The sequence below is a fragment of the Azospirillum oryzae genome (assembly GCF_008364795.1).
GTDB classification, from domain to species: Bacteria; Pseudomonadota; Alphaproteobacteria; order Azospirillales; family Azospirillaceae; genus Azospirillum; species Azospirillum oryzae.
The window spans coordinates 1,118,670-1,143,780 of the sequence record NZ_VTTM01000001.1; the positions used below are offsets into that span (position 1 = coordinate 1,118,670).

A 25,111-nucleotide genomic window follows, 5' to 3' on the forward strand; every position below is an offset into this window, starting at 1 on the left:
AGACTGCGGCCTTTTGATAACCGACCGGCGACGATCCTCAACTGACGAGGATCGTCCCGATCTCCTTGGTCACCTCATCAATGTCGGCCATGCCGTCCACCACCTTCAGCACGCCGCGGCCCTGGTAATAGGGCAGGATCGGCGCCGTCTGCTGATGGTACTGGGCCAGACGGGTGGTCACCGTCTCCGCATTGTCGTCGGCGCGCCGCTTGAACTCGGTGCTGCCGCAGACGTCGCAGACGCCTTCGACCTTCGGCTTCTCGAAGCTGTCGTGATAGCCCTTGCCGCACTTGGCGCAGGTGTAACGGCCGGTGATGCGTTCCACCAGCACGTCGTCGACCACCCGCATCTCGATCACATGGTCGAGCTTAAGGCCCTTCTCGTCGAGCATCTTGTCGAGCGCCTCGGCCTGGGCCACGGTGCGCGGGAAGCCGTCGAGGATGAAACCGTTCTTCACGTCCGGCTTCGAAATGCGCTCGGCGATCATGCTGACCATCAGCTCGTCCGGCATCAGCTTGCCGGCGGCCATGATCTCCTTCGCCTGCTGCCCGAGCGGCCCGCCTTCCGCCACCATGGCGCGGAGCATGTCGCCGGTCGACAACTGCACCAGACCACGAGTGTCTTCCAGACGGCGCGCCTGGGTCCCCTTCCCGGCGCCCGGCGGACCGAGCAGTATAAGGTTCATTACTTTCTCCCCCGAAGCTTAGATTTCTTGATCAATCCCTCATACTGGTGAGCCAGCAGGTGGGAATGAATCTGCGCGACCGTGTCCATCGTGACGGTGACCACGATCAGCAGGCTGGTGCCGCCAAAATAAAACGGAACCGAGTGCTGGGATATCAGGATTTCGGGGAGGAGACAAACCGCCACAAGGTAGGCGGAGCCGATGACCGTCAGCCGAGTCAGCACATAGTCGATGTGGTCGGCGGTGTTCTTGCCCGGACGGATGCCCGGGATGAAGCCGCCATACTTGCGCAGGTTGTCGGCCGTCTCCGTCGGATTGAAGACGATGGCGGTGTAGAAGAAGCAGAAGAACACGATCAAAGAGGCGTACAGCAGCATATAGAGCGGCGTACCGTGCGCGACGTAGCGCGATACCGCCTGCAGCCACTCCGGACCCTCGCCGCCGGCAAAGCCCACCGCGGTCAGCGGAAGCAGCAGCAGCGACGACGCGAAGATCGGCGGAATGACGCCGGCCGTGTTCATCTTCAGCGGCAGGTGCGACGCTTCGCCGCCGAACACCCGGTTGCCGACCTGTCGCTTCGGGTACTGCACCAGCAGACGACGCTGGGCGCGCTCCATGAAGACGATGAAGAACACCACGCCCACGGCCATCAGCAGCATCAGGATGATGAAGACGGTGGACAGAGCGCCCTGACGGCCGAGTTCCAGCGTGTTGACCAGCGCGCGCGGCAGTTCCGCGACGATACCGGCGAAGATGATCAGCGAGGTGCCGTTGCCGATGCCGCGGGCGGTGATCTGCTCACCCAGCCACATCAGGAACATGGTGCCGCCGACCAGCGTGATGACCGTGGCGACGCGGAAGAACAGGCCCGGATCGAGCACCGCCGCTCCCGTGGAGCCGCGCATCGACTCGAGACCGACCGCAAGGCCGTAGGCCTGCACCGTGGCGAGTGCCACCGTGCCGAATCGGGTATACTGGTTCAGCTTCTTGCGCCCGGCCTCGCCTTCCTTCTTCATCGCCTCCATCTGCGGCGACACGGCGGTCAGCAGCTGCACGATGATGGACGCCGAGATGTACGGCATGATGTTGAGCGCGAAGATGGTCATGCGGTGCAGCGCGCCGCCGGCCAGCATGTCGAACATGCCCAGGATGCCGCTGCCCTGCTGCTTGAACACGTCCTGCAGAATGTGCGGATCAATGCCCGGAATCGGGATGTATGTGCCCAACCGGTAGACGATCAGGGCCGCCAAGGTGAACCAAATCCGCTTTTTCAGCTCGGTCGCCTTGGAGAAAGCCCCGAAATTGATGTTGGCGGCAAGCTGCTCGGCCGCTGATGCCATGGTCCAATCCCTGTCCCGTAAGCGCGAACGGGGCGGCACTGCATGACGCAGGCCGCCCCTCGCGACTTCGCTTTTTGTAGTGCCACGAAAGCCCGCACGCAAGCACGGGCTTGTCGCGGAACTTTACTCGGCGGCTTCGGCGGCGGGAGCGGTCAGCGTGACGCTGCCGCCAGCCTTCTCGACCGCCTCGATGGCCGACTTGGACGCACCGGCGACCGTGAAGGAAACCTTCGCAGTCAGCTCGCCCTTGGCCAGGAGACGGACGCCGTCCTTCTTCAGCTTGCCGGTGACACCGGCGGCGTTGAGCGCCGCGGCATCGATGGTCTCGGCGGCGTTCAGCTTGCCCAGGTCGATGGCCTTCTGGATCATGCCCAGGTTAACCACCGAGTATTCCTTGGCGAAGATGTTCCGGAAACCGCGCTTCGGCAGGCGGCGGTGCAGAGGCATCTGCCCGCCTTCGAAGCCGTTGATCGCCACGCCGGTGCGCGAGGTCTGACCCTTCACGCCGCGGCCAGCGGTCTTGCCCTTGCCCGAACCGATACCGCGACCGACGCGCATGCGCGCCTTGCGGGCACCGGCGTTGTCACGCAGGTCATTAAGCTTGGTCATGATCTCAGCCCTCGTTCTCGACGCGGACCAGGTGCGCGACCTTGGCGATCATGCCCCGCACGGCCGGAGTGTCCTCCAGCTCGCGGGTCCGGTGCAGCTTGTTGAGACCCAGACCGACCAGCGTCTCGCGCTGGTCGTGCTTGCGGCCGATCGGGCTGCCGATCTGGGTCACGACGACGGTCTTCTTCTCCGCCATGATCAGGCCTCCTGTCCGGCGCCGGCCTCACGACGGCCGAGGATGTCGCTCACGCGACGACCGCGACGCGCCGCGACGGACCGCGGGCTGGTGACCTGGGTCAGGGCGTCGAAGGTCGCCTTGATCATGTTGTGCGGGTTCGACGTGCCGATCGACTTGGTCACGACGTCAGCGACGCCGAGAGCCTCGAAGATCGCGCGCATCGGACCACCGGCGATGATGCCGGTACCGGCCGGAGCGGCCCGCAGCACGACCTTGCCGGCACCGAAGTGGCCGTTGGTGTCATGATGCAGCGTACGGCCTTCGCGCAGCGGAACACGGATCATGCCGCGCTTGGCCTGATCGGTCGCCTTGCGAATGGCTTCCGGGACCTCACGGGCCTTGCCCGAGCCGACGCCGACGCGGCCCTTGCCGTCACCAACGACGACCAGAGCGGCGAAGCCGAAGCGACGACCACCCTTGACGACCTTGGCGACGCGGTTGATGCCGACGAGCTTTTCGATCAGCTCGCTTTCTTCCCGCTCGCGCGGCTGCCGGTCGCGGTTGTCCCGCTCCCCACGTTCACGTGCCATATCCGGGCCTCCTTAGAACGACAGCCCGCCCTCACGGGCGGCGTCGGCCAGGGCCTTGACCCGGCCATGGTAAATGTAACCACCGCGGTCAAACACGACCTCGGTAATCCCAGCGGCCTTGGCGCGCTCGGCGATCAGCTCGCCGATGCGCTTGGCAGCATCGACGTTGCCGCCGTGCTTGAGCTGCTCGCGCAGCTCCTTCTCGAGCGACGAGGCGGACGCGAGCGTCTTGCCGTTTTCGTCGTCGATGATCTGGGCGTAGATGTGCAGATTGGACCGGAAGACCGAGAGGCGAACACGCCCGCCGGCCTTCTTGGCAATCTGCGCGCGCACGCGCTGCTTGCGGCGCTCGTGGAGTTGCTTTGGCTTCAGCATGGCGGTTACTTCTTCTTACCTTCCTTGCGCAGGACGGTTTCGGTCTCGTACTTGATGCCCTTGCCCTTATAGGGCTCCGGCTTCTTCCAACCGCGGATCTCGGCGGCAACCTGGCCGACCTTGTGCTTGTCGTAGCCGCTGACCGAGATGGCCGTCGGCTTGTCGCACTTGATCGTGATGCCTTCCGGGATCGGGTACTTCACGTCGTGCGAGAAGCCGAGCTGCATGACCAGCTCCTTGCCCTGCACGGCCGCGCGGTAACCGACGCCGTTGATTTCCAGGTTGATCGTGAAGCCCTGGCTGACACCGGTGACCATGTTGTTGATCAGGGTGCGCGAGGTCGCCCACATGACGCGGGCGCGCTTGCTGTCGTTTGCCGGCTTCACCACCACCTTGCCGTCTTCCAGCGAGGCGGTGATGTCGTCGATCAGGGTCATGCTGAGTTGCCCCAGCTTGCCCTTGGCCGTGACCTGCTGACCGTCGACCTTCACGTCGACGCCAGCCGGGACCGGCACGGGATGCTTGCCAATGCGCGACATCTGCCAATCCCCCTTAGAACACGCGGCAGAGGACTTCGCCGCCGACGTTGGCGGAGCGGGCCTCATTGTCCGACATCACGCCGCGCGGGGTCGACAGGATCGACAGACCCAGCCCGTTGTAAACACGGGGCAGGTCGGCGATCTTCGAGTAGACGCGACGGCCGGGCTTCGACACACGGGCGATCTGCTTAATGACAGGCTCGCCTTCGTGGTACTTCAGCTCGATCTTCAGGTTCTTGACGCCCGGACGCAGTTCTTCCTCGGACCAGCCGCGGATGAAGCCTTCACGCTTCAGAACTTCCAGGACGTTGACGCGCAGCTTAGACGCCGGGGAAACCACAACGGACATGCGGGCGTGCTGACCGTTGCGGATGCGGGTCAGCATATCGCCGAGCGGATCGCTCAAAGACATTCTCGGACCCTCCTTACCAGCTCGACTTCGTCATGCCCGGAATCTGGCCGGTCGAGGCCAGTTCGCGGAGCGTGACGCGGGACAGCTTGAACTTGCGATAGAACGCGCGCGGACGCCCGGTCATTTCGCAGCGGTTCCGGACGCGCACCTTCGAGGAGTTGCGCGGCAGTTCGGCCAGCTTGAGGCGGGCAGCGAATTGCTCTTCCGGCGGGAGGGTCTTGTCGTTCGCGATTGCCTTCAGGCGCGCACGCTTGTTCGCGTACTGCTTGGCCAGCTTGGCGCGACGCTTGTTCTTTTCGATGGCACTGGTCTTAGCCATGGTCGTGCTCCAGCCTCAGCTCACGAACGGCATGTCGAAGCCCTTCAGGAGAGCCTTGGCTTCCTGGTCGGTCTTCGCCGAAGTGACGATGATGATGTCCATGCCGCGGATCTGATCGATCTTGTCGTAATCGATCTCCGGGAAAATGATCTGCTCCTTGACGCCCATGGCGTAGTTGCCACGACCGTCAAAGCTGTCACCCGGGATACCGCGAAAGTCACGGACGCGCGGCAACGCAATCGTCACCAGGCGATCCAGGAACTCGTACATGCGGTCGCGACGGAGCGTGACCTTGCAGCCGATCGCCATGCCTTCGCGCAGCTTGAACTGGGCGATCGACTTGCGCGACTTGGTCACCACCGGCTTCTGACCGGTGATGGCGGCCATCTCGGCCACGGCGAGCTGGATCTTCTTGGAGTCGGCGACAGCCTCGCCGACACCCATGTTGACCACGATCTTCTCGATCCGCGGAACTTCCAGGTCGTTCTTGTAGCCGAATTCCGACTTCAGAGCGGCGCGGATCTTGGAATCGTAAACTTCTTTCAGACGTGCGGTCATGCCCGGGTCCTCACAGGTCAATGACTTCGCCGGACCGCTTGGCGACACGCACCTTGCGGCCATCCTCAAGGATCTTGAAACCGACGCGGGTCGGCTTGCCATCCTTGGGATCGACGTGAGCGAGGTTGGAGACGTTGATCGGCGCCTCCATCTCGATGATGCCACCCTGCGAGCGGGCGCTGGCACGCTGGTGCTTCTTCACCACGTTCACGCCCTGCACAACGGCACGGTTCTCCTTGGGGAAAACCTTCAACACCTCGCCGGTCTTGCCCTTGTCACGGCCGGTCAGGACAACGACCTTGTCCTTGGTCTTGATCTTGGCGGCCATTACAGCACCTCCGGCGCCAGCGAGATGATCTTCATGAACTTCTTGCCGCGCAGCTCACGAGTGACCGGCCCGAAGATACGGGTGCCGATCGGCTCGCCCTGCTTGTTGATGAGCACGGCGGCGTTCCGGTCGAAACGGATCGCCGACCCGTCCTCCCGACGCAGTTCCTTCGCGGTGCGGACGATGACGGCGCGATGCACGTCGCCCTTCTTGACGCGGCCCTTCGGAATGGCCTCCTTGACCGAGACGACGATGACGTCGCCCACGGTCGCGACCTTCCGCTTGGACCCGCCAAGCACCTTGATGCACTGCACCCGGCGCGCCCCGCTGTTATCGGCGACTTCCAGGTTGGTTTGCATCTGGATCATTGTTTACGACCTTTCGTTATCACGCGGCGCCGCTGTCGGCGGCGGACTCCGTCACGACCGTCCAACGCTTGGACTTCGAGATCGGGCGGCATTCGATGATCGAAACGGTATCGCCGACCTTGAACAGGTTGCCCTCGTCGTGGGCGGCGTACTTCTTCGACTGACGAATGAACTTCTTGTACACGGGGTGCATGACACGGCGCTCGACAAGAACCGTAACGGTCTTGTCGCACTTGTCGCTGACCACCGTGCCCTGCAGAACGCGGCGAGGCATGGATGATCCCCCTTACTTGCCGGCGTCGGCGGAGCGGGCACGCTCGCCGAGGATGGTCTTGATGCGGGCGATGTCGCGGCGCACCGTGTTCACCCGCGCGGTGTTCTCCAGCTGGCCGGAGGCCTTCTGGAAACGCAGGTTGAACTGTTCCTTCTTGAGCTGGAGGAGCTGATCGTTCAGCTCATCCGCGCTCTTCGTACGAATGTCTACGGCCTTCATGCCGCGGTCTCCTCGACACCGCCAAGGCGGGTCACCAGCTTCACCTTGATCGGCAGCTTCGCGGCCGCCAGAGCGAAGGCGGTTTTTGCCACATCTGCCGGCACGCCGTCCAGTTCAAACAGGATGCGGCCGGGCTTCACGCGGGCCGCCCAGTACTCCGGCGAACCCTTACCGGAACCCATGCGGACTTCGGCGGGCTTGGTGGAGACGGGGAGATCCGGGAAAATGCGGATCCAGACGCGGCCCTGACGCTTCATCGCGCGGGTGATCGCGCGGCGGGCCGCTTCGATCTGCCGGGCGGTGATGCGCTCCGGCTCCAGGGCCTTGAGGCCGAAGGAGCCGAAGTTCAGGGCGGTGCCGCCCTTGGCGTTGCCGTGGATGCGGCCCTTATGGGCCTTACGGAATTTCGTGCGCTTGGGAGAAAGCATCGCTCGGCCCCTTTACTCGCGTTCGGAGCGCTCGGAGCGCTCGCGACGGTCGCGACGATCATGCCGATCGCGGCGCGGTTCGCCGTCGGTCGACACCGGCTCGGAACCCATGCGCTTGTCCTGCGCCATCGGGTCGTGAGCCATGACCTCGCCCTTGAACACCCACACCTTGACACCGCAGGTGCCGTAGGTGGTCTTGGCGGTGCCAACACCGTAGTCGATGTCGGCGCGCAGGGTGTGCAGCGGAACGCGGCCCTCGCGGTACCACTCCATGCGGGCGATTTCCGCACCGCCGAGACGGCCGGAGCAGTTGATCCGGATGCCCTGGGCGCCCAGACGCATGGCGGACTGCACGGCGCGCTTCATGGCGCGACGAAATGCCACGCGGCGCTCGAGCTGGCTGGCGATGTTCTCGGCGATGAGACGAGCGTCGATTTCCGGCTTGCGGATTTCGACGATGTTCAGGCTCACCTCGCTGCCGGTCATCTTCGACAGCTCGAGACGCAGCTTCTCGATGTCCGCGCCCTTCTTGCCGATCACCACGCCCGGACGGGCCGAGTGGATGGTGATGCGGGCCTTCTTGGCCGGACGTTCGATGACGACGCGGGAGCAACCGGCCTGCTGCAGGCGACCCTGCAGATAGCCGCGCAGCTTCAGGTCCTGGTGCAGCAGATTGGCGTAGTCGCGCTTGGCGAACCAACGGCTGTCCCAGGTCCGGTTGATGCCGAGGCGCAGCCCGATCGGATTGATTTTCTGACCCATTACTCGGCCCCCTCGGCAACGGCGGCGTCACGCTCGCGAACGATGATCGTCAGGTTGCTGAACAGCTTCTCGACCCGGGCGCCGCGACCGCGGGCACGGGCGTGGAAGCGCTTCATCACCAGAGCGCGACCGACCGTCGCCGACGACACGTACAGACGGTCGACGTCGAGCTGGTGGTTGTTCTCGGCGTTCGCGATCGCGGCCTGCAGGACCTTCTTCACCTCGCCGGCGATGCGGCGCTTGGAGAAGGTCAGCTCGGCCACGGCGCGGCTGGCATCCATGTTCCGGATCAGCTGGGCGACGAGGTTGAGCTTCCGCGGGCTGGTGCGGATCATCGGATTGCGGGCCAGAGCCTCGTTCTCCGCGATCCGGCTGGGATTGGCAGACTTGCCCATGGCTTACTTCCTCTTCGCCTTCTTGTCCGCCGCGTGGCCATAGAAGGTCCGCGTCGGAGCGAACTCGCCGAACTTGTGACCGATCATGTGCTCGGTAACCAGAACCGGCAGGAACTTGTGGCCGTTGTAGACGCCGAACGTCAGACCGACGAACTGCGGCAGGATGGTCGAACGACGCGACCAGATCTTGATGATCTCGTTGCGGCCCGAAGCCCGGCTCTTGTCCGCCTTCTTCAGCAGATAGCCGTCGACGAACGGGCCCTTCCAAACGGAGCGTGCCATCGTTCGACCTCCTTACTTCGAATGACGGCGGCGCAGGATCAGGCCATCCGTCTTCTTGTTGTGACGAGTCTTCTTGCCCTTGGTCGGCTTGCCCCACGGCGTGACCGGATGACGGCCGCCCGAGGTGCGACCTTCACCACCACCGTGCGGGTGGTCGATCGGGTTCATGGCGACGCCACGGACCGACGGACGCTTGCCCAGCCAGCGGTTGCGACCGGCCTTGCCCAGGTTGGTGTTCATCTGGTCCGGGTTGGACACGGCACCCAGGGTGGCCATGCACTCGCCACGAACCATGCGCAGCTCGCCGGACGGCAGCTTCAGCTGGGCGTAGCCGCCGTCGCGGCCGACCAGCTGCAGGTAGGTGCCGGCGGAACGAGCCACCTGACCACCCTTGCCGGCCTTCAGCTCGACGTTATGCACGATCGAACCGACGGGGATGTTCTTCAGCGGCATGGCGTTGCCGGGCTTCACGTCGACGCGTTCGCCCGAGATGACCGTGTCGCCGACCTTCAGGCGCTGCGGCGCCAGGATGTAGGACAGGGTCCCATCCTGGTACTTGATCAGCGCGATGAACGCCGTGCGGTTCGGATCATATTCCAGCCGCTCGACGGTGGCCGGAACGTCGAACTTGCGACGCTTGAAGTCCACCAGACGGTAGGTGCGCTTGTGACCGCCACCCATCCGGCGCGCAGTGATGCGGCCGGTGTTGTTGCGCCCACCAGACTTGGTCAGGCCCTCGGTGAGGGTCTTGACCGGCTTGCCCTTCCACAGCTCCGAGCGGTCAACGATGACCAGCTGGCGGAGCGACGGCGTAATCGGGCGGTATTGCTTCAGAGCCATCGGATCACACTCCCGCTCAGATGCCCGTGGTCACGTCGATCTTGTTACCCTCGGCGAGGGTGACGACGGCCTTCTTGAAGTCCGAGCGACGGCCGATGGTGCCGCGGAACCGCTTGGTCTTGCCCTTGGAAACCAGGGTGTTGACCGCGGTCACCTTGACGTTGAAGAGACCTTCAACGGCGGCCTTGATCTCCGGCTTGGAGGCCGTGAGCGGCACGCGGAACGTGACCTGGTTATGCTCCGACACCAACGTCGACTTCTCGGTGATGACGGGAGCGAGGATCAGGTCGTACATCCGCTCCTGGCTCACCGCAGGTTTCGACTGCTTGCTCATTTCAGGCGAGCCTCCAGTTGCTCGACCGCGTTGCGGGTCAGGACCAGCGTATCGCGGCGGAGAATGTCGTAGACGTTCGCACCCTGCTCCGGCAGCACGTCGATCAGCGGGATGTTGCGCGAAGCCTTGGCGAAGTTCTCGTCCAGGTTCGAGCCATCGATGATCAGCGCCGAAGTCAGGCCGAGGGTGGCGAGACGGGCCGCCAGTTCCTTGGTCTTGTGCGTCTCGGCGGCCGCAGCCTCCAGGACGATCAGCTTGCCCTCGGCGGCCTTGGCCGACAGGGCGGTCTTGAGCGCCAGCTTGCGGACCTTCTTCGTCAGGTCGTGGGCGTGCGAACGCACCACCGGCCCGAAGATGGTCGCACCGCCGCGGAACTGCGGCGAACGGATGGAGCCCTGACGAGCGCGACCAGTGCCCTTCTGCGAGTAGGGCTTCTTGGTCGTGCCGCTGATCTCGCTGATGCCCTTGGTCTTGTGGTTACCGGAGCGGCGCTTGGCCAGCTGCCAGTTCACCATGCGGGCCAGCAGGTCGGTGCGGGTCGGCAGGCCGAACACGGCGTCCGACAGCTCGATCTCGCCGACGGCTTCGTTGTTCAGGTTCTTGATCGTGGCCTTCATGGCGCTCACTCCTGCGTCTCGGCCGGGGCTTCCGCCGCCGGAGCAGACTTGATGCCGGCCGGGAAGGGCAGGCCTTCCGGAGCCTTCTTCTTGACGGCGTCACGGATGCGCAGCCAGCCGCCCTCGGCGCCGGGGACGGCACCCTTGAGCATGATCAGACCACGGGCTTCGTCGACGGCGACGACCTGCAGGTTCAGAACCGTGACCCGCTCGTCACCGAGATGACCGGCCATCTTCTTGTTCTTGAAGACCTTACCGGGGTCCTGACGGTTACCCGTCGAACCGTGCGAACGGTGCGACACCGACACGCCGTGCGTGGCGCGCAGACCACCGAAGTTCCAGCGCTTCATCGCACCGGCAAAGCCCTTGCCGATGGAGGTGCCGGTGACGTCGACGTACTGGCCGGCGACGAAGTGGGCGGCCGACAGCTCGGCACCAACCTCGATCAGGGCATCGGCATCGACGCGGAACTCGACCAGCTTGCGCTTCGGTTCCACGCGCGCCTTGGCGAAATGCCCACGCTCAGGCTTGTTGACGTTCTTGACCTTGATGGCGCCCGCGCCGAGCTGGACGGCGGTGTAGCCATCCTTGTCCTCGGTGCGAACGGCGACGACCTGGCAGCTGTCGACTTTCAGCACAGTGACCGGAACATGCTGGCCGTCGTCCGTGAAGACGCGGGTCATGCCGACCTTCTGCGCGATCAAACCGGATCGCATTGTTCTTTATCTCCTGACCAGGGACATCCGCTTACCGGAGAGGTCCCTTACCAACCAAAATCAGAGCTTGATCTCGACGTCGACGCCGGCGGCGAGGTCGAGCTTCATCAGAGCATCCACGGTCTGCGGCGTCGGATCGACGATGTCGAGCAGGCGCTTGTGGGTGCGGATCTCGAACTGCTCGCGCGACTTCTTGTCGATGTGCGGCGAGCGGTTCACGGTGAACTTTTCGATGTGCGTCGGCAGGGGGATCGGGCCCCGCACGCGCGCGCCGGTCCGCTTGGCGGTGTTGACGATCTCGCTGGTCGACTGGTCGAGCACGCGATGATCGAACGCCTTCAGACGGATGCGGATGTTCTGGCTGTCCATGTCCAAACGTCCCTTGCACCTTCTAGCGATGACGCGGACGCGTCACCGGAACTCCACGAGCTGCTTTGGGGCTTCGCCGACAGCGCAAGGCCGCGCGCCGAACCACCGAAGCGGGGTCGACGGGCGACACTGTGACCGATGCGACGGGCCGATACGAAAAAGAACATCCCCCGCGGCGGATGCGCGAAGGGGATGTTCCGTTCAGCAGACGGCGCGCCTCCGTGGAGGCGCGCCGTGCCGTTCGTCTCGGGCTGCGTCTAGGCCGAAGCTGCCTACCACCAACCCAAAATCCAGAGGGCGTAATCTCTAGGCGTTCAGCGCCCGCGTGTCAATCCTGAATCTCCCCCCAATCGAAGGAAGCTGGATCGACAGGCGGACGGACCCGAATGCCGACGCCCGATGGCTAGAACCGGGCGGACCGCCCACCCTGCTTGCGCGGAGAAGACGGCCCGTCTCTTACAACCGGCGGCGGGGTGCTCTCCCGTCGCCCTACCCTTCCCTCCGGCGACCACCTTGCGGTGGCCGTCGGACGGTCATCACTCGACGATCTTGGCAACGACGCCGGCGCCGACGGTGCGGCCGCCTTCGCGGATGGCGAAGCGCAGGCCTTCGTCCATGGCGATCGGGGCGATCAGAGCCACGTCCATGGCGACGTTGTCGCCCGGCATCACCATCTCGACGCCTTCCGGCAGCGAGACCATGCCCGTCACGTCCGTCGTACGGAAGTAGAACTGCGGACGGTAGTTGGTGAAGAACGGGGTGTGACGGCCGCCCTCTTCCTTCGTCAGGATGTAGGCCTCGGCCTTGAACTTGGTGTGCGGGGTGATCGAACCCGGCTTGGCCAGAACCTGGCCGCGCTCGACGTCCTCGCGCTTGGTGCCGCGCAGCAGCGCGCCGATGTTGTCGCCGGCCTCACCCGAATCGAGCAGCTTGCGGAACATCTCGACGCCGGTCACCGTCGTCTTCACCGTCGCCTTCAGGCCGACGATCTCGACTTCGTCACCAACCTTCACGATGCCGCGCTCGACACGGCCGGTCACAACGGTGCCGCGGCCCGAGATCGAGAACACGTCTTCGATCGGCATCAGGAACGGACGATCCTTCGGACGCTCCGGCTGCGGGATGTACTCGTCCACCGTCTTCATCAGAGCCAGAACGGCGTCCCGGCCGATCTCCGGCTGACGGTCTTCCAGGGCGCACAGAGCCGAGCCCTTGGTGATCGGAATGTCGTCGCCCGGGAACTGGTAGGAGGACAGCAGCTCGCGAACTTCCAGCTCGACCAGCTCCAGCAGTTCCGGATCGTCGACCATGTCGACCTTGTTCAGGAACACCACCAGGGCCGGAACGCCAACCTGGCGGGCCAGCAGGATGTGCTCGCGGGTCTGCGGCATCGGGCCGTCGGCGGCCGACACGACCAGGATCGCGCCGTCCATCTGGGCGGCGCCCGTGATCATGTTCTTCACGTAGTCGGCGTGGCCCGGGCAGTCGACGTGCGCGTAGTGGCGGTTCTGCGTCTCGTACTCGACGTGGGCCGTCGAGATCGTGATGCCGCGCGCCTTCTCTTCCGGCGCCTTGTCGATCTGGTCGTAAGCGGTGAAGGTGGCGCCGCCGGACTCCGCCAGCACCTTCGTGATCGCCGCCGTCAGCGACGTCTTGCCGTGGTCGACGTGGCCGATCGTGCCAACGTTGCAGTGCGGCTTGTTCCGCTCGAACTTTGCCTTCGCCATGGGGTGGTCTCTCCGTTTCTCAATCGTTCCAGCGGTCTTCAGGCCACCTTGGCGCGGACGCCGTCCGCGATGGCCTGTGGCACCGGCTCATAATGGTCGAACTGCATGCTGTACTGCGCGCGGCCCTGACTCATGGAGCGCAGGGAGTTCACATAGCCGAACATGGCCGCCAAGGGAACCAGTCCCGTGACGATTCGCGCGTTGCCGCGCTGGTCCATGCCGGTGATCTGTCCGCGGCGACCGTTCAGATCGCCGATGACGTCGCCCATATAGTCGTCCGGCGTGATGATTTCGACCCGCATCAGCGGTTCCAACAGCGCCGGAGCGGCTTTTGTCATGGCCTCGCGGAAGGCGGTCCGCGCCGCCAGCTCGAAGGCGAGCGGCGAGGAGTCGACGTCATGCGCCTCACCACCGGTCAGGCTCGCCTTGACGTCCACCACAGGGTAGCCAGCGACGACGCCGCTGTCCTTCGCAGCCTCCAGCCCCTTCTGCACACCGGCGACGAACTCACGTGCCAGTCCGGCGGCGCGGTTCTCGAACACGAAGCCGGCGCCGCGGTCGAGCGCCTCCAGCTTCAGCGTCACACGTGCGAACTGGGCGCGGTCGCCGGTCTGGCGGGCATGGACATGGTCGATCTCGGCCGAGCGCAGCACCGTCTCGCGGTAGGCGACCTTGGGCGCGCCGACGGCGGCATCGACGCGGAATTCGCGCTTCATGCGGTCGACAATGATGTCGAGATGCAACTCGCCCATGCCGCGAATGACGGTCTGGCCGCTTTCACGGTCGACCGAGACCTGCAGCGAGGGATCCTCATGACCCAACCGGTTCAACGCCGCCGCCATCTTCTCGTGGTCGGCGTCGGTGCGCGGCTCGACCACGATCTCGATCACCGGCTCGGGAACGTCCAGACGTTCCAGCACGATGGGCTTGGCGGGGTCGCACAGCGTATCGCCGGTGGCGGTGTGCTCCAGCCCGGCGAACGCCACGATGTCGCCGGTATGGGCGTGCTCGATGTCTTCACGGCTGTTGGCATGCATCAGCAGCATGCGGCCGATCTTCTCGCGCTCGCCCTTCACCGGATTGAGCAGCGAATCGCCGACGCTCGCGGTGCCGGAATAGATGCGGCAGAAGGTGAGCGTCCCGACATAGGGGTCGTTCATCACCTTGAAGGCGAGGCCCGAGAAGGGGGCGCTGTCGTTTGCCGCGCGCTCCTCCGAACGGTCGCCGCCGACGGCATGGCCCGTCACCGCGCCGATATCGTTCGGCGCCGGCAGATAGTGGACCACCGCGTCGAGCATCGGCTGAATGCCCTTGTTGCGGAACGCCGATCCGCAAAGCACGGGGACCACGGCATTGGAAATCGTGCCCTTGCGGATCAGCGCGCGCAGGACGTTGGGCGCAGGCTCCTCGCCGCGCTCCAGATAGGCGGCCATTGCCGCCTCGTCGAGATCGAGCACAGCCTCCAGCAGCGCCTGACGGGCGCTTGCGGCGGTCTCTGCCAGATCCTCGGGAATGTCGGTATCTTCGAAGTCGGCGCCGAGAGTCTCGGCCTTCCAGATCGTGGCGCGCATGGCGACGAGATCGACGACGCCGGAAAAGCCGGCTTCGCTGCCAATCGGAAGCTGAAGAACCAGCGGCTTGACACCCAGCCGGTCGGCCATCATGGCGACACAGCCGTTGAAGTCGGCGCCAACGCGGTCCATCTTGTTGACGAAGGCCATGCGCGGCACGCCGTACTTGTCGGCCTGCCGCCACACGGTTTCCGTCTGGGGCTCGACCCCTGCAACAGCGTCGAAGATGGCAACGGCGCCATCCAGGACACGCAACGACCGCTCGACCTCGATGGTGAAATCCACGTGGCCGGGCGTATCGATGATGTTGATGCGGTGGTCGCGCCAGAAACAGGTCGTTGCCGCCGAGGTGATGGTGATGCCCCGTTCCTGCTCCTGCTCCATCCAATCCATGACGGCGGTGCCGTCATTGACCTCGCCCATGCGATAGGATTTGCCGGTATAGAACAGGATGCGCTCGGTCGTCGTCGTCTTGCCGGCATCGATGTGAGCCATGATGCCGATGTTGCGGTAACGGTCGAGGGCGTGCGAACGGGGCATGCAAAATCACCAGGACAGGCGTGAACCTTACCAGCGGTAGTGCGAGAACGCCTTGTTGGCTTCCGCCATGCGGTGCGTGTCTTCGCGCTTCTTCACGGCGGTGCCGCGCTGGCTGGCAGCGTCGAGCAGCTCACCCGACAGACGCTCGGTCATGGTGTTTTCCGAGCGGGCGCGGGCGGCGCTGATCAGCCAACGGATGGCGAGAGCCTGGGCGCGGTCCGAACGGACCTCGACCGGAACCTGGTAGGTCGCACCACCGACGCGGCGGCTGCGGACTTCCAGGTGCGGCTTCACGTTGGCGAGCGCATCGTGGAAGACCTGAACGGGGTCGTTCTTGGTCTTGACCTCGATACGGCCGAGCGCACCATAGACGATGCCTTCGGCGGCCGACTTCTTGCCGTCCAGCATCAGGCAATTCATGAACTTCGTCAGGACGCGGTCGCCGTACTTGGCGTCCGGCAGGACTTCACGCTTCTCGGCGCGATGACGACGGGACATCGTGAGTTCTCCTTACTTCGGACGCTTCGCGCCGTACTTCGAACGGCGCTGCTTACGATCCTTGACGCCCTGGGTATCCAGCGTGCCGCGAATGATGTGGTAGCGAACGCCGGGAAGATCCTTCACACGACCGCCGCGGATCATGACCACCGAGTGTTCCTGGAGGTTGTGGCCCTCACCAGGGATGTAGCTCGTCACCTCGAAGCCGTTCGTCAGACGAACGCGGGCGACCTTACGGAGCGCCGAGTTCGGCTTCTTCGGGGTGGTGGTGTAAACGCGAGTGCAGACGCCACGCTTCTGCGGGCAGGCCTCCATCGCGGGAACCTTGTTGCGCGCGGCCAACGGCTCGCGCGGCTTACGGATCAACTGGTTGATCGTCGGCATATCTGCCCTTCATCCCTTCAAGATCACTCGGCCGGACGAGCCGGACGAAGCAAAAGCCCGCCTGCGAAACGTTGCCGTTCCGAGCGGGCTGAATGAGCGAAAGCCGACCGGAGGACTCCGATCGGCGGGATCGGTGGATTCAACCGGACGCACGGAGAGCCCCGGCGTCCTTTGAAGTTCGCGGACTTTAGGGAAAGGTCGCGGGAGAGTCAAGCGAGCTTTCTGCCCATGGAAGGTCCCGTTGCATGTGCGCGAGGCCAAAAAGAAAAGGGCGCATCCCTTGCGGAACGCGCCCCCTCCCCCACTCACTTGACCCGAAGGATCAGGCCGCGGAGCTTTCCTCGCCCGGGGTCGGCAGGGCCGGAGTTTCCTCCGGAGCGCCGGCTTCCAGGGCCGCTTCGCGGTCACGCTCGGCGGCGATCAGCTTCAGGCGGTTCACCACGGAGCCCGTGCCGGCCGGGATCAGGCGGCCGACGATGACGTTCTCCTTCAGGCCTTCCAGGTTGTCGACCTTGCCGCCGACGGCCGCTTCCGTGAGGACGCGGGTGGTTTCCTGGAACGACGCGGCCGAGATGAAGGACCGCGTCTGCAGGCTGGCCTTGGTGATGCCCTGGAGAACCGGGTGACCGTGGGCCGGCTGCAGCCCCTCGGCGACCGTCTTCTCGTTCTCCTCGTCGAACTCCTGACGATCGACCTGCTCGCCCACCAGGAAGGTGGTCTCGCCGGCGTCGGTGATCTCGACCTTCTGCAGCATCTGGCGAACGATCACCTCGATGTGCTTGTCGTTGATCTTCACGCCCTGCAGTCGATAGACGTCCTGGATTTCGTTGATCAGGTAGTCGGCCAAGGCCTCCACACCCATCACCGCCAGGATGTCGTGCGGCACCGGGTTGCCGTCCATCAGCAGATCGCCGCGTTCGACATAGTCACCCTCCTGCACGGAGATGTGCTTGCCCTTCGGGATCAGATACTCCTTCTCGTCGCCGGTTTCCTCGTTGCGGACGACGATGCGGCGCTTGGTCTTGTAGTCCTTACCGAATTCGACGCGACCGCTCATCTCCGAGATGATGGCGAAGTCCTTCGGACGACGCGCCTCGAACAGCTCGGCCACGCGCGGCAGACCACCGGTGATGTCGCGGGTCTTGGACGACTCGCGCGGGATACGCGCCAGCACGTCACCGGCCCGGACTTCGGCACCGTTCTCCACCGACAGAATGGCGTCCACCGACATGAAGTAGCGGGCTTCCAGGCCGTTCGGCAGGGTAATCAGGTCGCCTCGCTCGTCCACCAGCGCGATGCGCGGCTTCAGGTCTGCGCCGCGCGGCTGCTGACGCCAGTCGACCACCACCTTGGAGCTGATGCCCGTCGCCTCGTCCATCACCTCGCGCATGGAGATGCCCTCCACGAGGTCGATGTAACGGGCGGTACCGGCACGCTCGGTGATGATCGGCAGGGTATAGGGGTCCCACTCGGCCAGCTTGGCGCCGCGCTCGACCTTCACACCCTCGTCCGCCAGCAGCTTGGCACCGTACGGCACGCGGTGACGCGCTCGCTCACGGCCCTGGTCGTCGAGGAGGATGACTTCGGTGCTGCGGCCCATGACCACCGGGATGCCGGACGAGTTCATGACGACGTTGCGGTTGTTGATCCGCACCGTCGCTTCGAACGCCGCCTCGATCTGGCTCTGCTCCGCACCGCGCTGCGCCGCACCACCGATGTGGAAGGTACGCATCGTCAGCTGGGTGCCCGGCTCGCCGATCGACTGCGCCGCGATGACGCCGACCGCCTCGCCGGTGTTGACCAGCGTGCCGCGGGCCAGATCACGGCCGTAGCACTTGGCGCAGACGCCGTCGCGGGTCTCGCAGGTCAGGACCGAGCGGATCTTGACCGAGTCGATGCCCGACCGTTCGATGCGGTCGACCGTCGGCTCGTCGATCAGGCCGCCGTCCTCGACGATCAGTTCGCCGTTCAGCGGGTCGATCACCGCGCCGACCACGGTGCGGCCGAGGATGCGATCGCCCAGCGGGGAGATGACTTCGCCGCCGTCGATCACCGCCTTGACGGTGATGCCGCGCTCGGTGCCGCAATCATGCTCGACGATGATGGCGTCCTGCGCCACGTCGACCAGACGACGGGTCAGGTAACCGGAGTTCGCCGTCTTCAAGGCGGTGTCGGCCAGACCCTTGCGGGCGCCGTGGGTGGAGTTGAAGTACTCCAGCACGGTCAGGCCTTCCTTGAAGTTCGAGATGATCGGCGTTTCGATAATCTCGCCCGACGGCTTGGCCATCAGGCCGCGCATGCCGGCCAGCTGACGGATCTGCGCGGCGGAACCGCGGGCGCCGGAGTGGGCCATCATGTACACCGAGTTGACCGGCTTGCCGGCTTCGGTGGTCGAGATCGCCTTCATCATCTCGGAGGCGACCTTTTCGGTGCATTCCGACCAGACGTCGACGACCTTGTTGTACTTCTCGCCCTGCGTGATCAGGCCGTCGAGATACTGCTGCTCGAACTCCTTCACCCGCTCCTTCGATTCGTTGACCAGCTTCTCCTTGGCGGCGGGGATGACCATGTCGTCCTTGCCGAAGGAGATGCCGGCGCGGCAGGCGTGGCCAAAGCCCAGCTTCATCAGGCGATCGGCGAAGATCACCGTCTCCTTCTGACCGCAATGCCGGTAGACGGCGTCGATGACGTTGCCGACGTCCTTCTTGGTAAGGACGCGGTTGATCAGCGAGAAGGGCACCTTCGGGTGACGCGGCAGCAGCTCCGACAGGAGCATGCGGCCGGGAGTCGTCTCGACGATGGTGATCTGCTCGTTGCCCTCGTCGTCGACGCCGACGTAGCGCGCCTTGATCTTCGCATGGATCGACAGGACCTTGGCGTTCAGCGCCTGCTCGATTTCCGAGACGTTGGCGAACACCATGCCCTCGCCCTTCTCACTCGGGCGGTCCATGGAGATGTAGTAGATGCCGAGGACGATGTCCTGCGACGGCACAATGATCGGCTTGCCGTTGGCGGGCGACAGGATGTTGTTGGTCGACATCATCAGGACGCGCGCTTCCAGCTGGGCCTCGAGGCTCAGCGGCACGTGCACGGCCATCTGGTCGCCGTCGAAGTCGGCGTTGAAGGCGGTGCAGACCAGCGGGTGCAGCTGGATCGCCTTGCCTTCGATCAGCGTCGGCTCGAACGCCTGGATGCCGAGACGGTGCAGCGTCGGCGCCCGGTTCAGCATCACCGGATGCTCGCGGATGACCTCTTCCAGGATGTCCCACACCTCGGGACGCTCCTTCTCCACCATCCGCTTGGCGGCCTTGATGGTGGAGGCGAGGCCATACAGCTCAAGCTTGGCGTAGATGAAGGGCTTGAACAGCTCGAGCGCCATCTTCTTCGGCAGGCCGCACTGGTGCAGCTTCAGCTCCGGACCGACGACGATGACCGAACGCCCCGAATAGTCGACGCGCTTGCCGAGCAGGTTCTGACGGAAGCGGCCCTGCTTGCCCTTCAGCATGTCGGACAGCGACTTCAGCGGACGCTTGTTGGCGCCGGTGATGACGCGGCCACGGCGGCCGTTGTCGAACAGAGCGTCGACGGCCTCCTGCAGCATGCGCTTCTCGTTGCGGACGATGATGTCCGGCGCCTTCAGCTCGATCAGCCGCTTCAGGCGGTTGTTGCGGTTGATGACGCGGCGGTACAGGTCGTTCAGATCCGACGTGGCGAAACGGCCGCCGTCCAGCGGGACCAGCGGACGCAGTTCGGGCGGGATCACCGGAATGACTTCCAGGATCATCCACTCCGGACGCGACTGCGAGGCCAGGAACGCGTCGATCAGCTTAAGGCGCTTCACCAGCTTCTTGCGCTTGGCTTCGGAGTTGGTGTCGCGCAGATCCTCGCGGCAGCGCTTCTTCTCCTCGTCGAGGTCGAGCGCGGACAGCATGATGCGCAGCGCTTCGGCACCGATCGACGCGGTGAAGGCGTCCTCGCCGTACTCGTCCTGGGCGTTGAGGTACTCTTCCTCGTTCAGCAGCGAATGCAGCTTCAGCGGGGTGAGGCCCGGCTCGATGACGACGTAGTTTTCGAAATAGAGGATGCGCTCCAGATCCTTGAGCGTCATGTCGAGCAGCAGACCGATGCGGCTCGGCAGCGACTTCAGGAACCAGATGTGCGCAACCGGGGACGCCAGTTCGATATGGCCCATGCGCTCGCGCCGGACCTTCGACAGCGTAACCTCGACGCCGCACTTCTCGCAGATGATGCCGCGATACTTCATGCGCTTGTACTTGCCGCACAAGCACTCGTAGTCCTTGATCGGGCCGAAGATGCGGGCGCAGAACAGGCCGTCGCGCTCCGGCTTGAAGGTGCGATAGTTGATGGTTTCCGGCTTCTTGATCTCGCCGTAGGACCAGGACCGGATCCGCTCGGGGCTCGCGATCTGGATGCGGATCTGATCGAAGCTCTGCGGCCCCTGGACCTGGCCGAAAATGTTCATCAACTCATTCATGACCGTCTCCCGCTGGCATCGCCGCGTTGTCGGTTAAGGGCAGTGCATGACCCCGGAGCGGTGCTCGCACCGTTCCGGGGTTTGGTCACGTCAAATCGGCTCAGTAGGACCGCTGGTTCAGTTCGACGTTCAGGCCGAGCGAGCGCAGCTCCTTAACCAGCACGTTGAACGACTCCGGAATGCCGGCCTCGAAGTTGTCGTCGCCGCGGACGATGGCCTCGTAGACCTTGGTGCGGCCGGACACGTCGTCCGACTTCACCGTCAGCATTTCCTGCAGCGTGTAGGCGGCGCCGTAGGCTTCGAGCGCCCAGACCTCCATCTCACCGAAGCGCTGACCGCCGAACTGGGCCTTGCCGCCCAGCGGCTGCTGCGTGACCAGCGAGTAGGGGCCGATCGACCGGGCGTGGATCTTGTCGTCCACCAGGTGGTGCAGCTTCAGCATGTAGATGTAGCCGACGGTCACCTTGCGGTCGAAGGTCTCGCCGGTGCGGCCGTCCACCAGCGTCGACTGGCCCGACCGGTCGAAACCGGCACGCTCCAGATGGACGCAGATGTCCTCCTCGCGGGCGCCGTCGAAGACCGGCGTCGCGAAGGGCACGCCCTTGCGCAGGTTGCCGCCCAGCTCCAGCAGTTCGCCGTCGGTCATGTCGGCGATGTCCTCGTTGTAGGTCACCTCGCCGTACGCCGACTTCAGCGTGCTGCGCAGGGCCTCCAGTTGGGGAGCGCCTTCGGCCTTCTGACGGATCGCCAGACGGTATTGATCGACCGCGCGACCGATCTGCCGGCCAAGACCCGAGGCCGCCCAACCGAGGTGGGTTTCCAGGATCTGACCGACGTTCATGCGCGAAGGCACGCCCAGCGGGTTCAGCACCAGATCGACCGGGGTGCCGTCCTCGAGGTACGGCATGTCCTCCTGCGGGATGATGCGCGAGACGACACCCTTGTTGCCGTGACGGCCGGCCATCTTGTCGCCCGGCTGCAGCTTGCGCTTCACCGCGACGAAGACCTTGACCATCTTCATGACGCCCGGCGGCAGCTCGTCACCGCGCTGCAGCTTGTCGACCTTGTTCTCGAAGCGGTCCTGCAGGGCCTTGATCGAGTCGTCGAACACCTTGGCCAGGTTCTCGACCGTCTCCATCACCTGCTCGTCGGCGATGGCGATCTGGCGCCACAGACCCTTCGACAGGCCGGCCAGAACCTCCTCGGTCAGGACCGTGCCGCCCTTCATGCCCTTCGGGCCGGACTGCGCGGTCTGGCCGAGCAGCACTTCCTTCAGTCGGGTGTAGAAGCTGCGCTCCAGGATGCCGCGCTCGTCGTCGCGGTCCTTGGCCAGCTTCTCGATCTCCGCGCGTTCGATGGCGAGCGCGCGCTCGTCCTTGTCGACGCCGCGGCGGCTGAACACACGGACCTCGACGATGGTGCCGACGACGCCCGGCGGCAGGCGCAGCGAGGTGTCGCGGACGTCCGAAGCCTTTTCGCCGAAGATGGCGCGCAGAAGCTTCTCTTCCGGCGTCATCGGGCTTTCGCCCTTTGGCGTCACCTTGCCGACCAGGATGTCGCCCGGACGGACTTCGGCGCCGATGTAGACGATGCCGGCCTCGTCGAGATTCTTCAGAGCTTCCTCACCCACGTTCGGAATGTCGCGGGTGATTTCCTCCTGGCCCAGCTTGGTGTCGCGGGCCATGACCTCGAACTCCTCGATGTGGATCGAGGTGAAGACGTCGTCCTTGACAATGCGCTCGTTGATGAGGATCGAGTCCTCGAAGTTGTAGCCGTTCCACGGCATGAACGCGACGAGCACGTTCCGGCCGAGCGCCAGTTCGCCCAGATCGGTCGACGGACCGTCGGCAACGATGTCGCCGGCGTTCACCCGGTCACCGACCTTCACCAGCGGACGCTGGGTGATGCAGGTGTTCTGGTTGGAACGCTGGAACTTCAGCAGGTTGTAGATGTCGACGCCCGGCGCCGTGCTGTCCGAGCTGTCGGTGGCGCGGACGACGATGCGGGTGGCGTCGACCTGGTCGACGATGCCCGAGCGCTTGGCGACGATGGTCACGCCGCTGTCGCGGGCGACGGTCGCCTCCATGCCGGTGCCGACCAGCGGCGCGTCGGCCTTGACCAGCGGCACCGCCTGGCGCTGCATGTTCGAGCCCATCAGCGCGCGGTTGGCGTCGTCGTTCTCCAGGAACGGGATCAGCGCCGCCGCCACGGACACCAGCTGCTTCGGCGACACGTCGATCAGGTCGATCGCCTCCGGACGGAACATCAGGTATTCACCGCCCTGGCGGCAGGACACCAGATCGGCGGCAAAGCTGTTGTCCGGGTTCAGCTCGGCATTCGCCTGGGCGACGACGTAGCGGCCCTCCTCCATCGCCGACAGATAGACCACCTCGTTGGTGACCTTGCCGTCGATGACCTTGCGGTAGGGGCTCTCGATGAAGCCGTACTGGTTCACGCGGGCGTAGGTCGCCAGCGAGTTGATCAGACCGATGTTCGGACCTTCCGGCGTCTCAATCGGGCAGATGCGGCCATAGTGCGTCGGGTGCACGTCGCGCACCTCGAAGCCGGCGCGCTCGCGGGTCAGACCGCCCGGGCCGAGTGCCGAGAGACGACGCTTGTGCGTGATCTCGGACAGCGGGTTGGTCTGGTCCATGAACTGCGACAGCTGCGACGAACCGAAGAACTCGCGCACCGCGGCGGCGGCCGGCTTGGCGTTGATCAGGTCATGCGGCATCACCGTGTCGATCTCGACCGAGCTCATGCGCTCGCGGATCGCACGTTCCATGCGCAGCAGGCCGACGCGGTACTGGTTCTCCATCAGCTCGCCGACCGAGCGGACACGGCGGTTGCCGAGATGGTCGATGTCGTCGATCTCGCCGCGGCCGTCCTTCAGGTTCACCAGAACCTTCAGGATCTCCAGGATGTCCTCCTTGCGGAGAACGCGCATCTGGTCGTCGGTCTGGAAGTTCAGGCGCGCGTTCATCTTCACGCGGCCGACGGCCGACAGGTCGTAGCGCTCGCTGTCGAAGAACAGGCCCGAGAACAGCGCCTCGGCCGACTCCAGGGTCGGCGGCTCGCCCGGACGCATGACGCGGTAGATGTCGATCAGCGCGTCTTCGCGGCTGGCGTTCCGATCCGCATTCATGGTGTTGCGGATGTAGGCGCCGACGTTCAGGTGGTCGATCGCCAGCACCGGCAGCTCGTCGACGCCGGTCTTCTCCAGCTTGTCGAGGTCGCTCGCCGACAGCTCGTCACCGGCTTCGAACAGGACTTCGCCCGTGCGCTCGTTGATGATGTCGACGGCGAGGTAGCGGCCGGTCAGCTCCTCGGTGGAGACCTGCTGCTCGGTCAGGCCGGCCTCGACCAGCTTCTTGATGACGCGCGGAGTCATCTTGGTGCCGGCCTCGGCGACAACGGCGCCGGTGGCGGCATCGACCAGGTCGGACACCAGCTTGACGCCCTTCATGCGCTCGGCGCTGAACGGGGTCTTCCAGCCGCCGGCGGAGCGGGTGTAGGTGATGGTGTCGTAGAAGTAGTTGAGAATCTCTTCCTTCGACATGCCCTGCGCTTCGTAGGGCAGCAGGTCCTTGCGGTTCGCCTTGCGCTCGGCGCGCAGCGCCTCGGTCTCCGCGCCGTCCAGAGCGAACAGCAGCGTGGTGGCCGGCAGCTTGCGGCGGCGGTCGATGCGGACGTAGACGAGATCCTTGGCGTCGAACTCGAAGTCCAGCCAGGAACCGCGATAGGGGATGACGCGGGCGGCGAACAGATACTTGCCCGACGCGTGGGTCTTGCCCTTGTCGTGGTCGAAGAAGACACCCGGGCTGCGGTGCATCTGGGAGACGATGACGCGCTCGGTGCCGTTGATGATGAAGGTGCCGTTGGCCGTCATCAGGGGCATGTCGCCCATGTAGACGTCCTGCTCCTTGATGTCGCGGATCGAACGGAGGCCGGTGTCCTCCTCGACGTCGAACACGGACAGGCGCAGGGTAACCTTCAGCGGAGCCGCGAAGGTCATGCCGCGCTGCTGGCATTCCTCGACGTCGTACTTCGGCTGCTCAAGCTCGTACTTGACGAAATCCAGCACCGCGCGGTCGGAGAAGTCCTTGATCGGGAAGACCGACTTGAAGACTTCCTGCAGGCCCAGGTTCGCCCGCTTTTCCGGGGCGATGTCCATTTGCAGGAAGTGGTCGTAGGAGCTGCGCTGCACCTCGATGAGGTTGGGCATCTGGGTGACTTCCGGGATGCGCCCGAAGCTCTTCCGAACACGTTTACGACCCGTAAAGGATTTGGCCATGGATGTCCCCAAACGTCTGTACGTGATGCGCGTTATACCGACCGTTCAACCGACCGCAGGATCAA

The 25,111-nt window shown here is 64.7% G+C and carries 29 protein-coding genes; all 29 read right to left on the minus strand.

Annotation, left to right across the window (positions count from 1 at the left end; translation table 11 throughout):
- Window positions 1-37 precede the first annotated feature (37 nt).
- Window positions 38-685, minus strand: coding sequence for an adenylate kinase (locus tag FZ938_RS05335; protein ID WP_149197553.1), 648 nt, complete (start codon window positions 683-685; stop codon window positions 38-40).
- Complete coding sequence (gene secY, locus FZ938_RS05340) at window positions 685-2,025, minus strand: preprotein translocase subunit SecY (protein WP_136705169.1); 1,341 nt, start codon at window positions 2,023-2,025, stop codon at window positions 685-687. The genes FZ938_RS05335 and secY overlap by 1 nt, the downstream gene beginning before the upstream one ends.
- Window positions 2,026-2,148: 123 nt before the next feature.
- Window positions 2,149-2,634 (minus strand): 50S ribosomal protein L15, encoded by a 486-nt coding sequence (gene rplO, locus FZ938_RS05345; protein WP_149197554.1) that lies wholly within the window; start codon window positions 2,632-2,634, stop codon window positions 2,149-2,151.
- Window positions 2,635-2,638: 4 nt separating this feature from the next.
- On the minus strand, window positions 2,639-2,830 hold the full coding sequence (gene rpmD, locus FZ938_RS05350) for a 50S ribosomal protein L30 (protein ID WP_014246903.1): 192 nt from the start codon (window positions 2,828-2,830) through the stop codon (window positions 2,639-2,641).
- Between the two features lie 2 nt (window positions 2,831-2,832).
- Complete coding sequence (gene rpsE / locus FZ938_RS05355; RefSeq protein ID WP_014246902.1) at window positions 2,833-3,402, minus strand: 30S ribosomal protein S5; 570 nt, start codon at window positions 3,400-3,402, stop codon at window positions 2,833-2,835.
- Window positions 3,403-3,414: 12 nt separating this feature from the next.
- Window positions 3,415-3,777 carry a 50S ribosomal protein L18 gene (rplR, locus tag FZ938_RS05360; protein WP_014246901.1) on the minus strand — a complete coding sequence of 121 codons (363 nt, stop codon included), beginning with the start codon at window positions 3,775-3,777 and terminating at the stop codon, window positions 3,415-3,417.
- A 5-nt stretch (window positions 3,778-3,782) separates the two neighbouring features.
- Window positions 3,783-4,316 carry a 50S ribosomal protein L6 gene (rplF, locus tag FZ938_RS05365; protein ID WP_149197555.1) on the minus strand — a complete coding sequence of 178 codons (534 nt, stop codon included), beginning with the start codon at window positions 4,314-4,316 and terminating at the stop codon, window positions 3,783-3,785.
- Window positions 4,317-4,329: 13 nt separating this feature from the next.
- Entirely contained in the window at window positions 4,330-4,728 is a 399-nt protein-coding gene (gene rpsH / locus FZ938_RS05370) for a 30S ribosomal protein S8 (protein ID WP_085088120.1), read from the minus strand.
- 13 nt (window positions 4,729-4,741) lie between these two features.
- Window positions 4,742-5,047, minus strand: a complete 306-nt coding sequence (rpsN, locus tag FZ938_RS05375; protein ID WP_149197556.1) for a 30S ribosomal protein S14 — start codon at window positions 5,045-5,047, stop codon at window positions 4,742-4,744.
- A 15-nt stretch (window positions 5,048-5,062) separates the two neighbouring features.
- Window positions 5,063-5,605, minus strand: a complete 543-nt coding sequence (gene rplE, locus FZ938_RS05380; RefSeq protein ID WP_012973217.1) for a 50S ribosomal protein L5 — start codon at window positions 5,603-5,605, stop codon at window positions 5,063-5,065.
- 10 nt (window positions 5,606-5,615) lie between these two features.
- Entirely contained in the window at window positions 5,616-5,933 is a 318-nt protein-coding gene (rplX, locus tag FZ938_RS05385) for a 50S ribosomal protein L24 (RefSeq protein ID WP_014246896.1), read from the minus strand.
- The gene (gene rplN / locus FZ938_RS05390; RefSeq protein WP_012973215.1) at window positions 5,933-6,301 is read right to left on the minus strand and encodes a 50S ribosomal protein L14; all 369 of its coding nucleotides are present in this window, start codon (window positions 6,299-6,301) and stop codon (window positions 5,933-5,935) included. The genes rplX and rplN overlap by 1 nt, the downstream gene beginning before the upstream one ends.
- Before the next feature lie 19 nt (window positions 6,302-6,320).
- Window positions 6,321-6,575 carry a 30S ribosomal protein S17 gene (gene rpsQ / locus FZ938_RS05395; protein ID WP_014246895.1) on the minus strand — a complete coding sequence of 85 codons (255 nt, stop codon included), beginning with the start codon at window positions 6,573-6,575 and terminating at the stop codon, window positions 6,321-6,323.
- A 12-nt stretch (window positions 6,576-6,587) separates the two neighbouring features.
- Entirely contained in the window at window positions 6,588-6,794 is a 207-nt protein-coding gene (gene rpmC / locus FZ938_RS05400; protein WP_012973213.1) for a 50S ribosomal protein L29, read from the minus strand.
- Window positions 6,791-7,222 carry a 50S ribosomal protein L16 gene (gene rplP, locus FZ938_RS05405; protein ID WP_014246894.1) on the minus strand — a complete coding sequence of 144 codons (432 nt, stop codon included), beginning with the start codon at window positions 7,220-7,222 and terminating at the stop codon, window positions 6,791-6,793. The genes rpmC and rplP overlap by 4 nt, the downstream gene beginning before the upstream one ends.
- A 12-nt stretch (window positions 7,223-7,234) precedes the next feature.
- Window positions 7,235-7,984, minus strand: coding sequence for a 30S ribosomal protein S3 (rpsC, locus tag FZ938_RS05410; RefSeq protein WP_085088119.1), 750 nt, complete (start codon window positions 7,982-7,984; stop codon window positions 7,235-7,237).
- Window positions 7,984-8,379 (minus strand): 50S ribosomal protein L22, encoded by a 396-nt coding sequence (gene rplV / locus FZ938_RS05415; RefSeq protein ID WP_014246892.1) that lies wholly within the window; start codon window positions 8,377-8,379, stop codon window positions 7,984-7,986. Before rplV ends, rpsC begins: the two co-directional genes overlap by 1 nt.
- A 3-nt stretch (window positions 8,380-8,382) precedes the next feature.
- Window positions 8,383-8,661 (minus strand): 30S ribosomal protein S19, encoded by a 279-nt coding sequence (gene rpsS / locus FZ938_RS05420; RefSeq protein WP_012973209.1) that lies wholly within the window; start codon window positions 8,659-8,661, stop codon window positions 8,383-8,385.
- A gap of 12 nt (window positions 8,662-8,673) precedes the next feature.
- The gene (gene rplB / locus FZ938_RS05425) at window positions 8,674-9,501 is read right to left on the minus strand and encodes a 50S ribosomal protein L2 (RefSeq protein WP_012973208.1); all 828 of its coding nucleotides are present in this window, start codon (window positions 9,499-9,501) and stop codon (window positions 8,674-8,676) included.
- A 16-nt stretch (window positions 9,502-9,517) separates the two neighbouring features.
- On the minus strand, window positions 9,518-9,835 hold the full coding sequence (locus tag FZ938_RS05430; RefSeq protein ID WP_012973207.1) for a 50S ribosomal protein L23: 318 nt from the start codon (window positions 9,833-9,835) through the stop codon (window positions 9,518-9,520).
- On the minus strand, window positions 9,832-10,452 hold the full coding sequence (gene rplD, locus FZ938_RS05435) for a 50S ribosomal protein L4 (protein WP_044549482.1): 621 nt from the start codon (window positions 10,450-10,452) through the stop codon (window positions 9,832-9,834). Before rplD ends, FZ938_RS05430 begins: the two co-directional genes overlap by 4 nt.
- Before the next feature lie 5 nt (window positions 10,453-10,457).
- Window positions 10,458-11,168, minus strand: coding sequence for a 50S ribosomal protein L3 (gene rplC / locus FZ938_RS05440; protein ID WP_063633867.1), 711 nt, complete (start codon window positions 11,166-11,168; stop codon window positions 10,458-10,460).
- Window positions 11,169-11,228: 60 nt separating this feature from the next.
- On the minus strand, window positions 11,229-11,537 hold the full coding sequence (rpsJ, locus tag FZ938_RS05445; protein ID WP_012973204.1) for a 30S ribosomal protein S10: 309 nt from the start codon (window positions 11,535-11,537) through the stop codon (window positions 11,229-11,231).
- A gap of 536 nt (window positions 11,538-12,073) precedes the next feature.
- Entirely contained in the window at window positions 12,074-13,264 is a 1,191-nt protein-coding gene (gene tuf / locus FZ938_RS05450) for an elongation factor Tu (protein ID WP_136705163.1), read from the minus strand.
- A gap of 38 nt (window positions 13,265-13,302) precedes the next feature.
- Window positions 13,303-15,375: an elongation factor G gene (fusA, locus tag FZ938_RS05455; RefSeq protein ID WP_149197557.1), complete on the minus strand. Its 2,073-nt coding sequence runs from the start codon at window positions 15,373-15,375 to the stop codon at window positions 13,303-13,305.
- A 27-nt stretch (window positions 15,376-15,402) separates the two neighbouring features.
- Window positions 15,403-15,873, minus strand: coding sequence for a 30S ribosomal protein S7 (rpsG, locus tag FZ938_RS05460; protein WP_012973202.1), 471 nt, complete (start codon window positions 15,871-15,873; stop codon window positions 15,403-15,405).
- Window positions 15,874-15,885: 12 nt separating this feature from the next.
- Complete coding sequence (gene rpsL, locus FZ938_RS05465; RefSeq protein WP_012973201.1) at window positions 15,886-16,257, minus strand: 30S ribosomal protein S12; 372 nt, start codon at window positions 16,255-16,257, stop codon at window positions 15,886-15,888.
- A gap of 322 nt (window positions 16,258-16,579) precedes the next feature.
- Window positions 16,580-20,752 carry a DNA-directed RNA polymerase subunit beta' gene (rpoC, locus tag FZ938_RS05470; protein WP_149197558.1) on the minus strand — a complete coding sequence of 1,391 codons (4,173 nt, stop codon included), beginning with the start codon at window positions 20,750-20,752 and terminating at the stop codon, window positions 16,580-16,582.
- A gap of 100 nt (window positions 20,753-20,852) precedes the next feature.
- Entirely contained in the window at window positions 20,853-25,046 is a 4,194-nt protein-coding gene (gene rpoB, locus FZ938_RS05475) for a DNA-directed RNA polymerase subunit beta (RefSeq protein WP_149197559.1), read from the minus strand.
- Window positions 25,047-25,111 lie beyond the last annotated feature (65 nt).

Bases quoted from the DNA above. Each gene is read 5' to 3' on its own strand.
- FZ938_RS05335 (WP_149197553.1), bottom strand. From the start codon at position 685: ATGAACCTTATACTGCTCGGTCCGCCGGGCGCCGGGAAGGGGACCCAG.
- secY (WP_136705169.1), bottom strand. From the start codon at position 2,025: ATGGCATCAGCGGCCGAGCAGCTTGCCGCCAACATCAATTTCGGGGCT.
- rplO (WP_149197554.1), bottom strand. From the start codon at position 2,634: ATGACCAAGCTTAATGACCTGCGTGACAACGCCGGTGCCCGCAAGGCG.
- rpmD (WP_014246903.1), bottom strand. From the start codon at position 2,830: ATGGCGGAGAAGAAGACCGTCGTCGTGACCCAGATCGGCAGCCCGATC.
- rpsE (WP_014246902.1), bottom strand. From the start codon at position 3,402: ATGGCACGTGAACGTGGGGAGCGGGACAACCGCGACCGGCAGCCGCGC.
- rplR (WP_014246901.1), bottom strand. From the start codon at position 3,777: ATGCTGAAGCCAAAGCAACTCCACGAGCGCCGCAAGCAGCGCGTGCGC.
- rplF (WP_149197555.1), bottom strand. From the start codon at position 4,316: ATGTCGCGCATTGGCAAGCATCCCGTGCCGGTCCCGGCTGGCGTCGAC.
- rpsH (WP_085088120.1), bottom strand. From the start codon at position 4,728: ATGTCTTTGAGCGATCCGCTCGGCGATATGCTGACCCGCATCCGCAAC.
- rpsN (WP_149197556.1), bottom strand. From the start codon at position 5,047: ATGGCTAAGACCAGTGCCATCGAAAAGAACAAGCGTCGCGCCAAGCTG.
- rplE (WP_012973217.1), bottom strand. From the start codon at position 5,605: ATGACCGCACGTCTGAAAGAAGTTTACGATTCCAAGATCCGCGCCGCT.
- rplX (WP_014246896.1), bottom strand. From the start codon at position 5,933: ATGGCCGCCAAGATCAAGACCAAGGACAAGGTCGTTGTCCTGACCGGC.
- rplN (WP_012973215.1), bottom strand. From the start codon at position 6,301: ATGATCCAGATGCAAACCAACCTGGAAGTCGCCGATAACAGCGGGGCG.
- rpsQ (WP_014246895.1), bottom strand. From the start codon at position 6,575: ATGCCTCGCCGCGTTCTGCAGGGCACGGTGGTCAGCGACAAGTGCGAC.
- rpmC (WP_012973213.1), bottom strand. From the start codon at position 6,794: ATGAAGGCCGTAGACATTCGTACGAAGAGCGCGGATGAGCTGAACGAT.
- rplP (WP_014246894.1), bottom strand. From the start codon at position 7,222: ATGCTTTCTCCCAAGCGCACGAAATTCCGTAAGGCCCATAAGGGCCGC.
- rpsC (WP_085088119.1), bottom strand. From the start codon at position 7,984: ATGGGTCAGAAAATCAATCCGATCGGGCTGCGCCTCGGCATCAACCGG.
- rplV (WP_014246892.1), bottom strand. From the start codon at position 8,379: ATGGGCAAGTCTGCCAATCCCAGCCGGATCGCGGAGAACGAGGCTCTG.
- rpsS (WP_012973209.1), bottom strand. From the start codon at position 8,661: ATGGCACGCTCCGTTTGGAAGGGCCCGTTCGTCGACGGCTATCTGCTG.
- rplB (WP_012973208.1), bottom strand. From the start codon at position 9,501: ATGGCTCTGAAGCAATACCGCCCGATTACGCCGTCGCTCCGCCAGCTG.
- FZ938_RS05430 (WP_012973207.1), bottom strand. From the start codon at position 9,835: ATGAGCAAGCAGTCGAAACCTGCGGTGAGCCAGGAGCGGATGTACGAC.
- rplD (WP_044549482.1), bottom strand. From the start codon at position 10,452: ATGAAGGCCACGATCAAGAACCTGAACAACGAAGCCGTCGGCGAGATC.
- rplC (WP_063633867.1), bottom strand. From the start codon at position 11,168: ATGCGATCCGGTTTGATCGCGCAGAAGGTCGGCATGACCCGCGTCTTC.
- rpsJ (WP_012973204.1), bottom strand. From the start codon at position 11,537: ATGGACAGCCAGAACATCCGCATCCGTCTGAAGGCGTTCGATCATCGC.
- tuf (WP_136705163.1), bottom strand. From the start codon at position 13,264: ATGGCGAAGGCAAAGTTCGAGCGGAACAAGCCGCACTGCAACGTTGGC.
- fusA (WP_149197557.1), bottom strand. From the start codon at position 15,375: ATGCCCCGTTCGCACGCCCTCGACCGTTACCGCAACATCGGCATCATG.
- rpsG (WP_012973202.1), bottom strand. From the start codon at position 15,873: ATGTCCCGTCGTCATCGCGCCGAGAAGCGTGAAGTCCTGCCGGACGCC.
- rpsL (WP_012973201.1), bottom strand. From the start codon at position 16,257: ATGCCGACGATCAACCAGTTGATCCGTAAGCCGCGCGAGCCGTTGGCC.
- rpoC (WP_149197558.1), bottom strand. From the start codon at position 20,752: ATGAATGAGTTGATGAACATTTTCGGCCAGGTCCAGGGGCCGCAGAGC.
- rpoB (WP_149197559.1), bottom strand. From the start codon at position 25,046: ATGGCCAAATCCTTTACGGGTCGTAAACGTGTTCGGAAGAGCTTCGGG.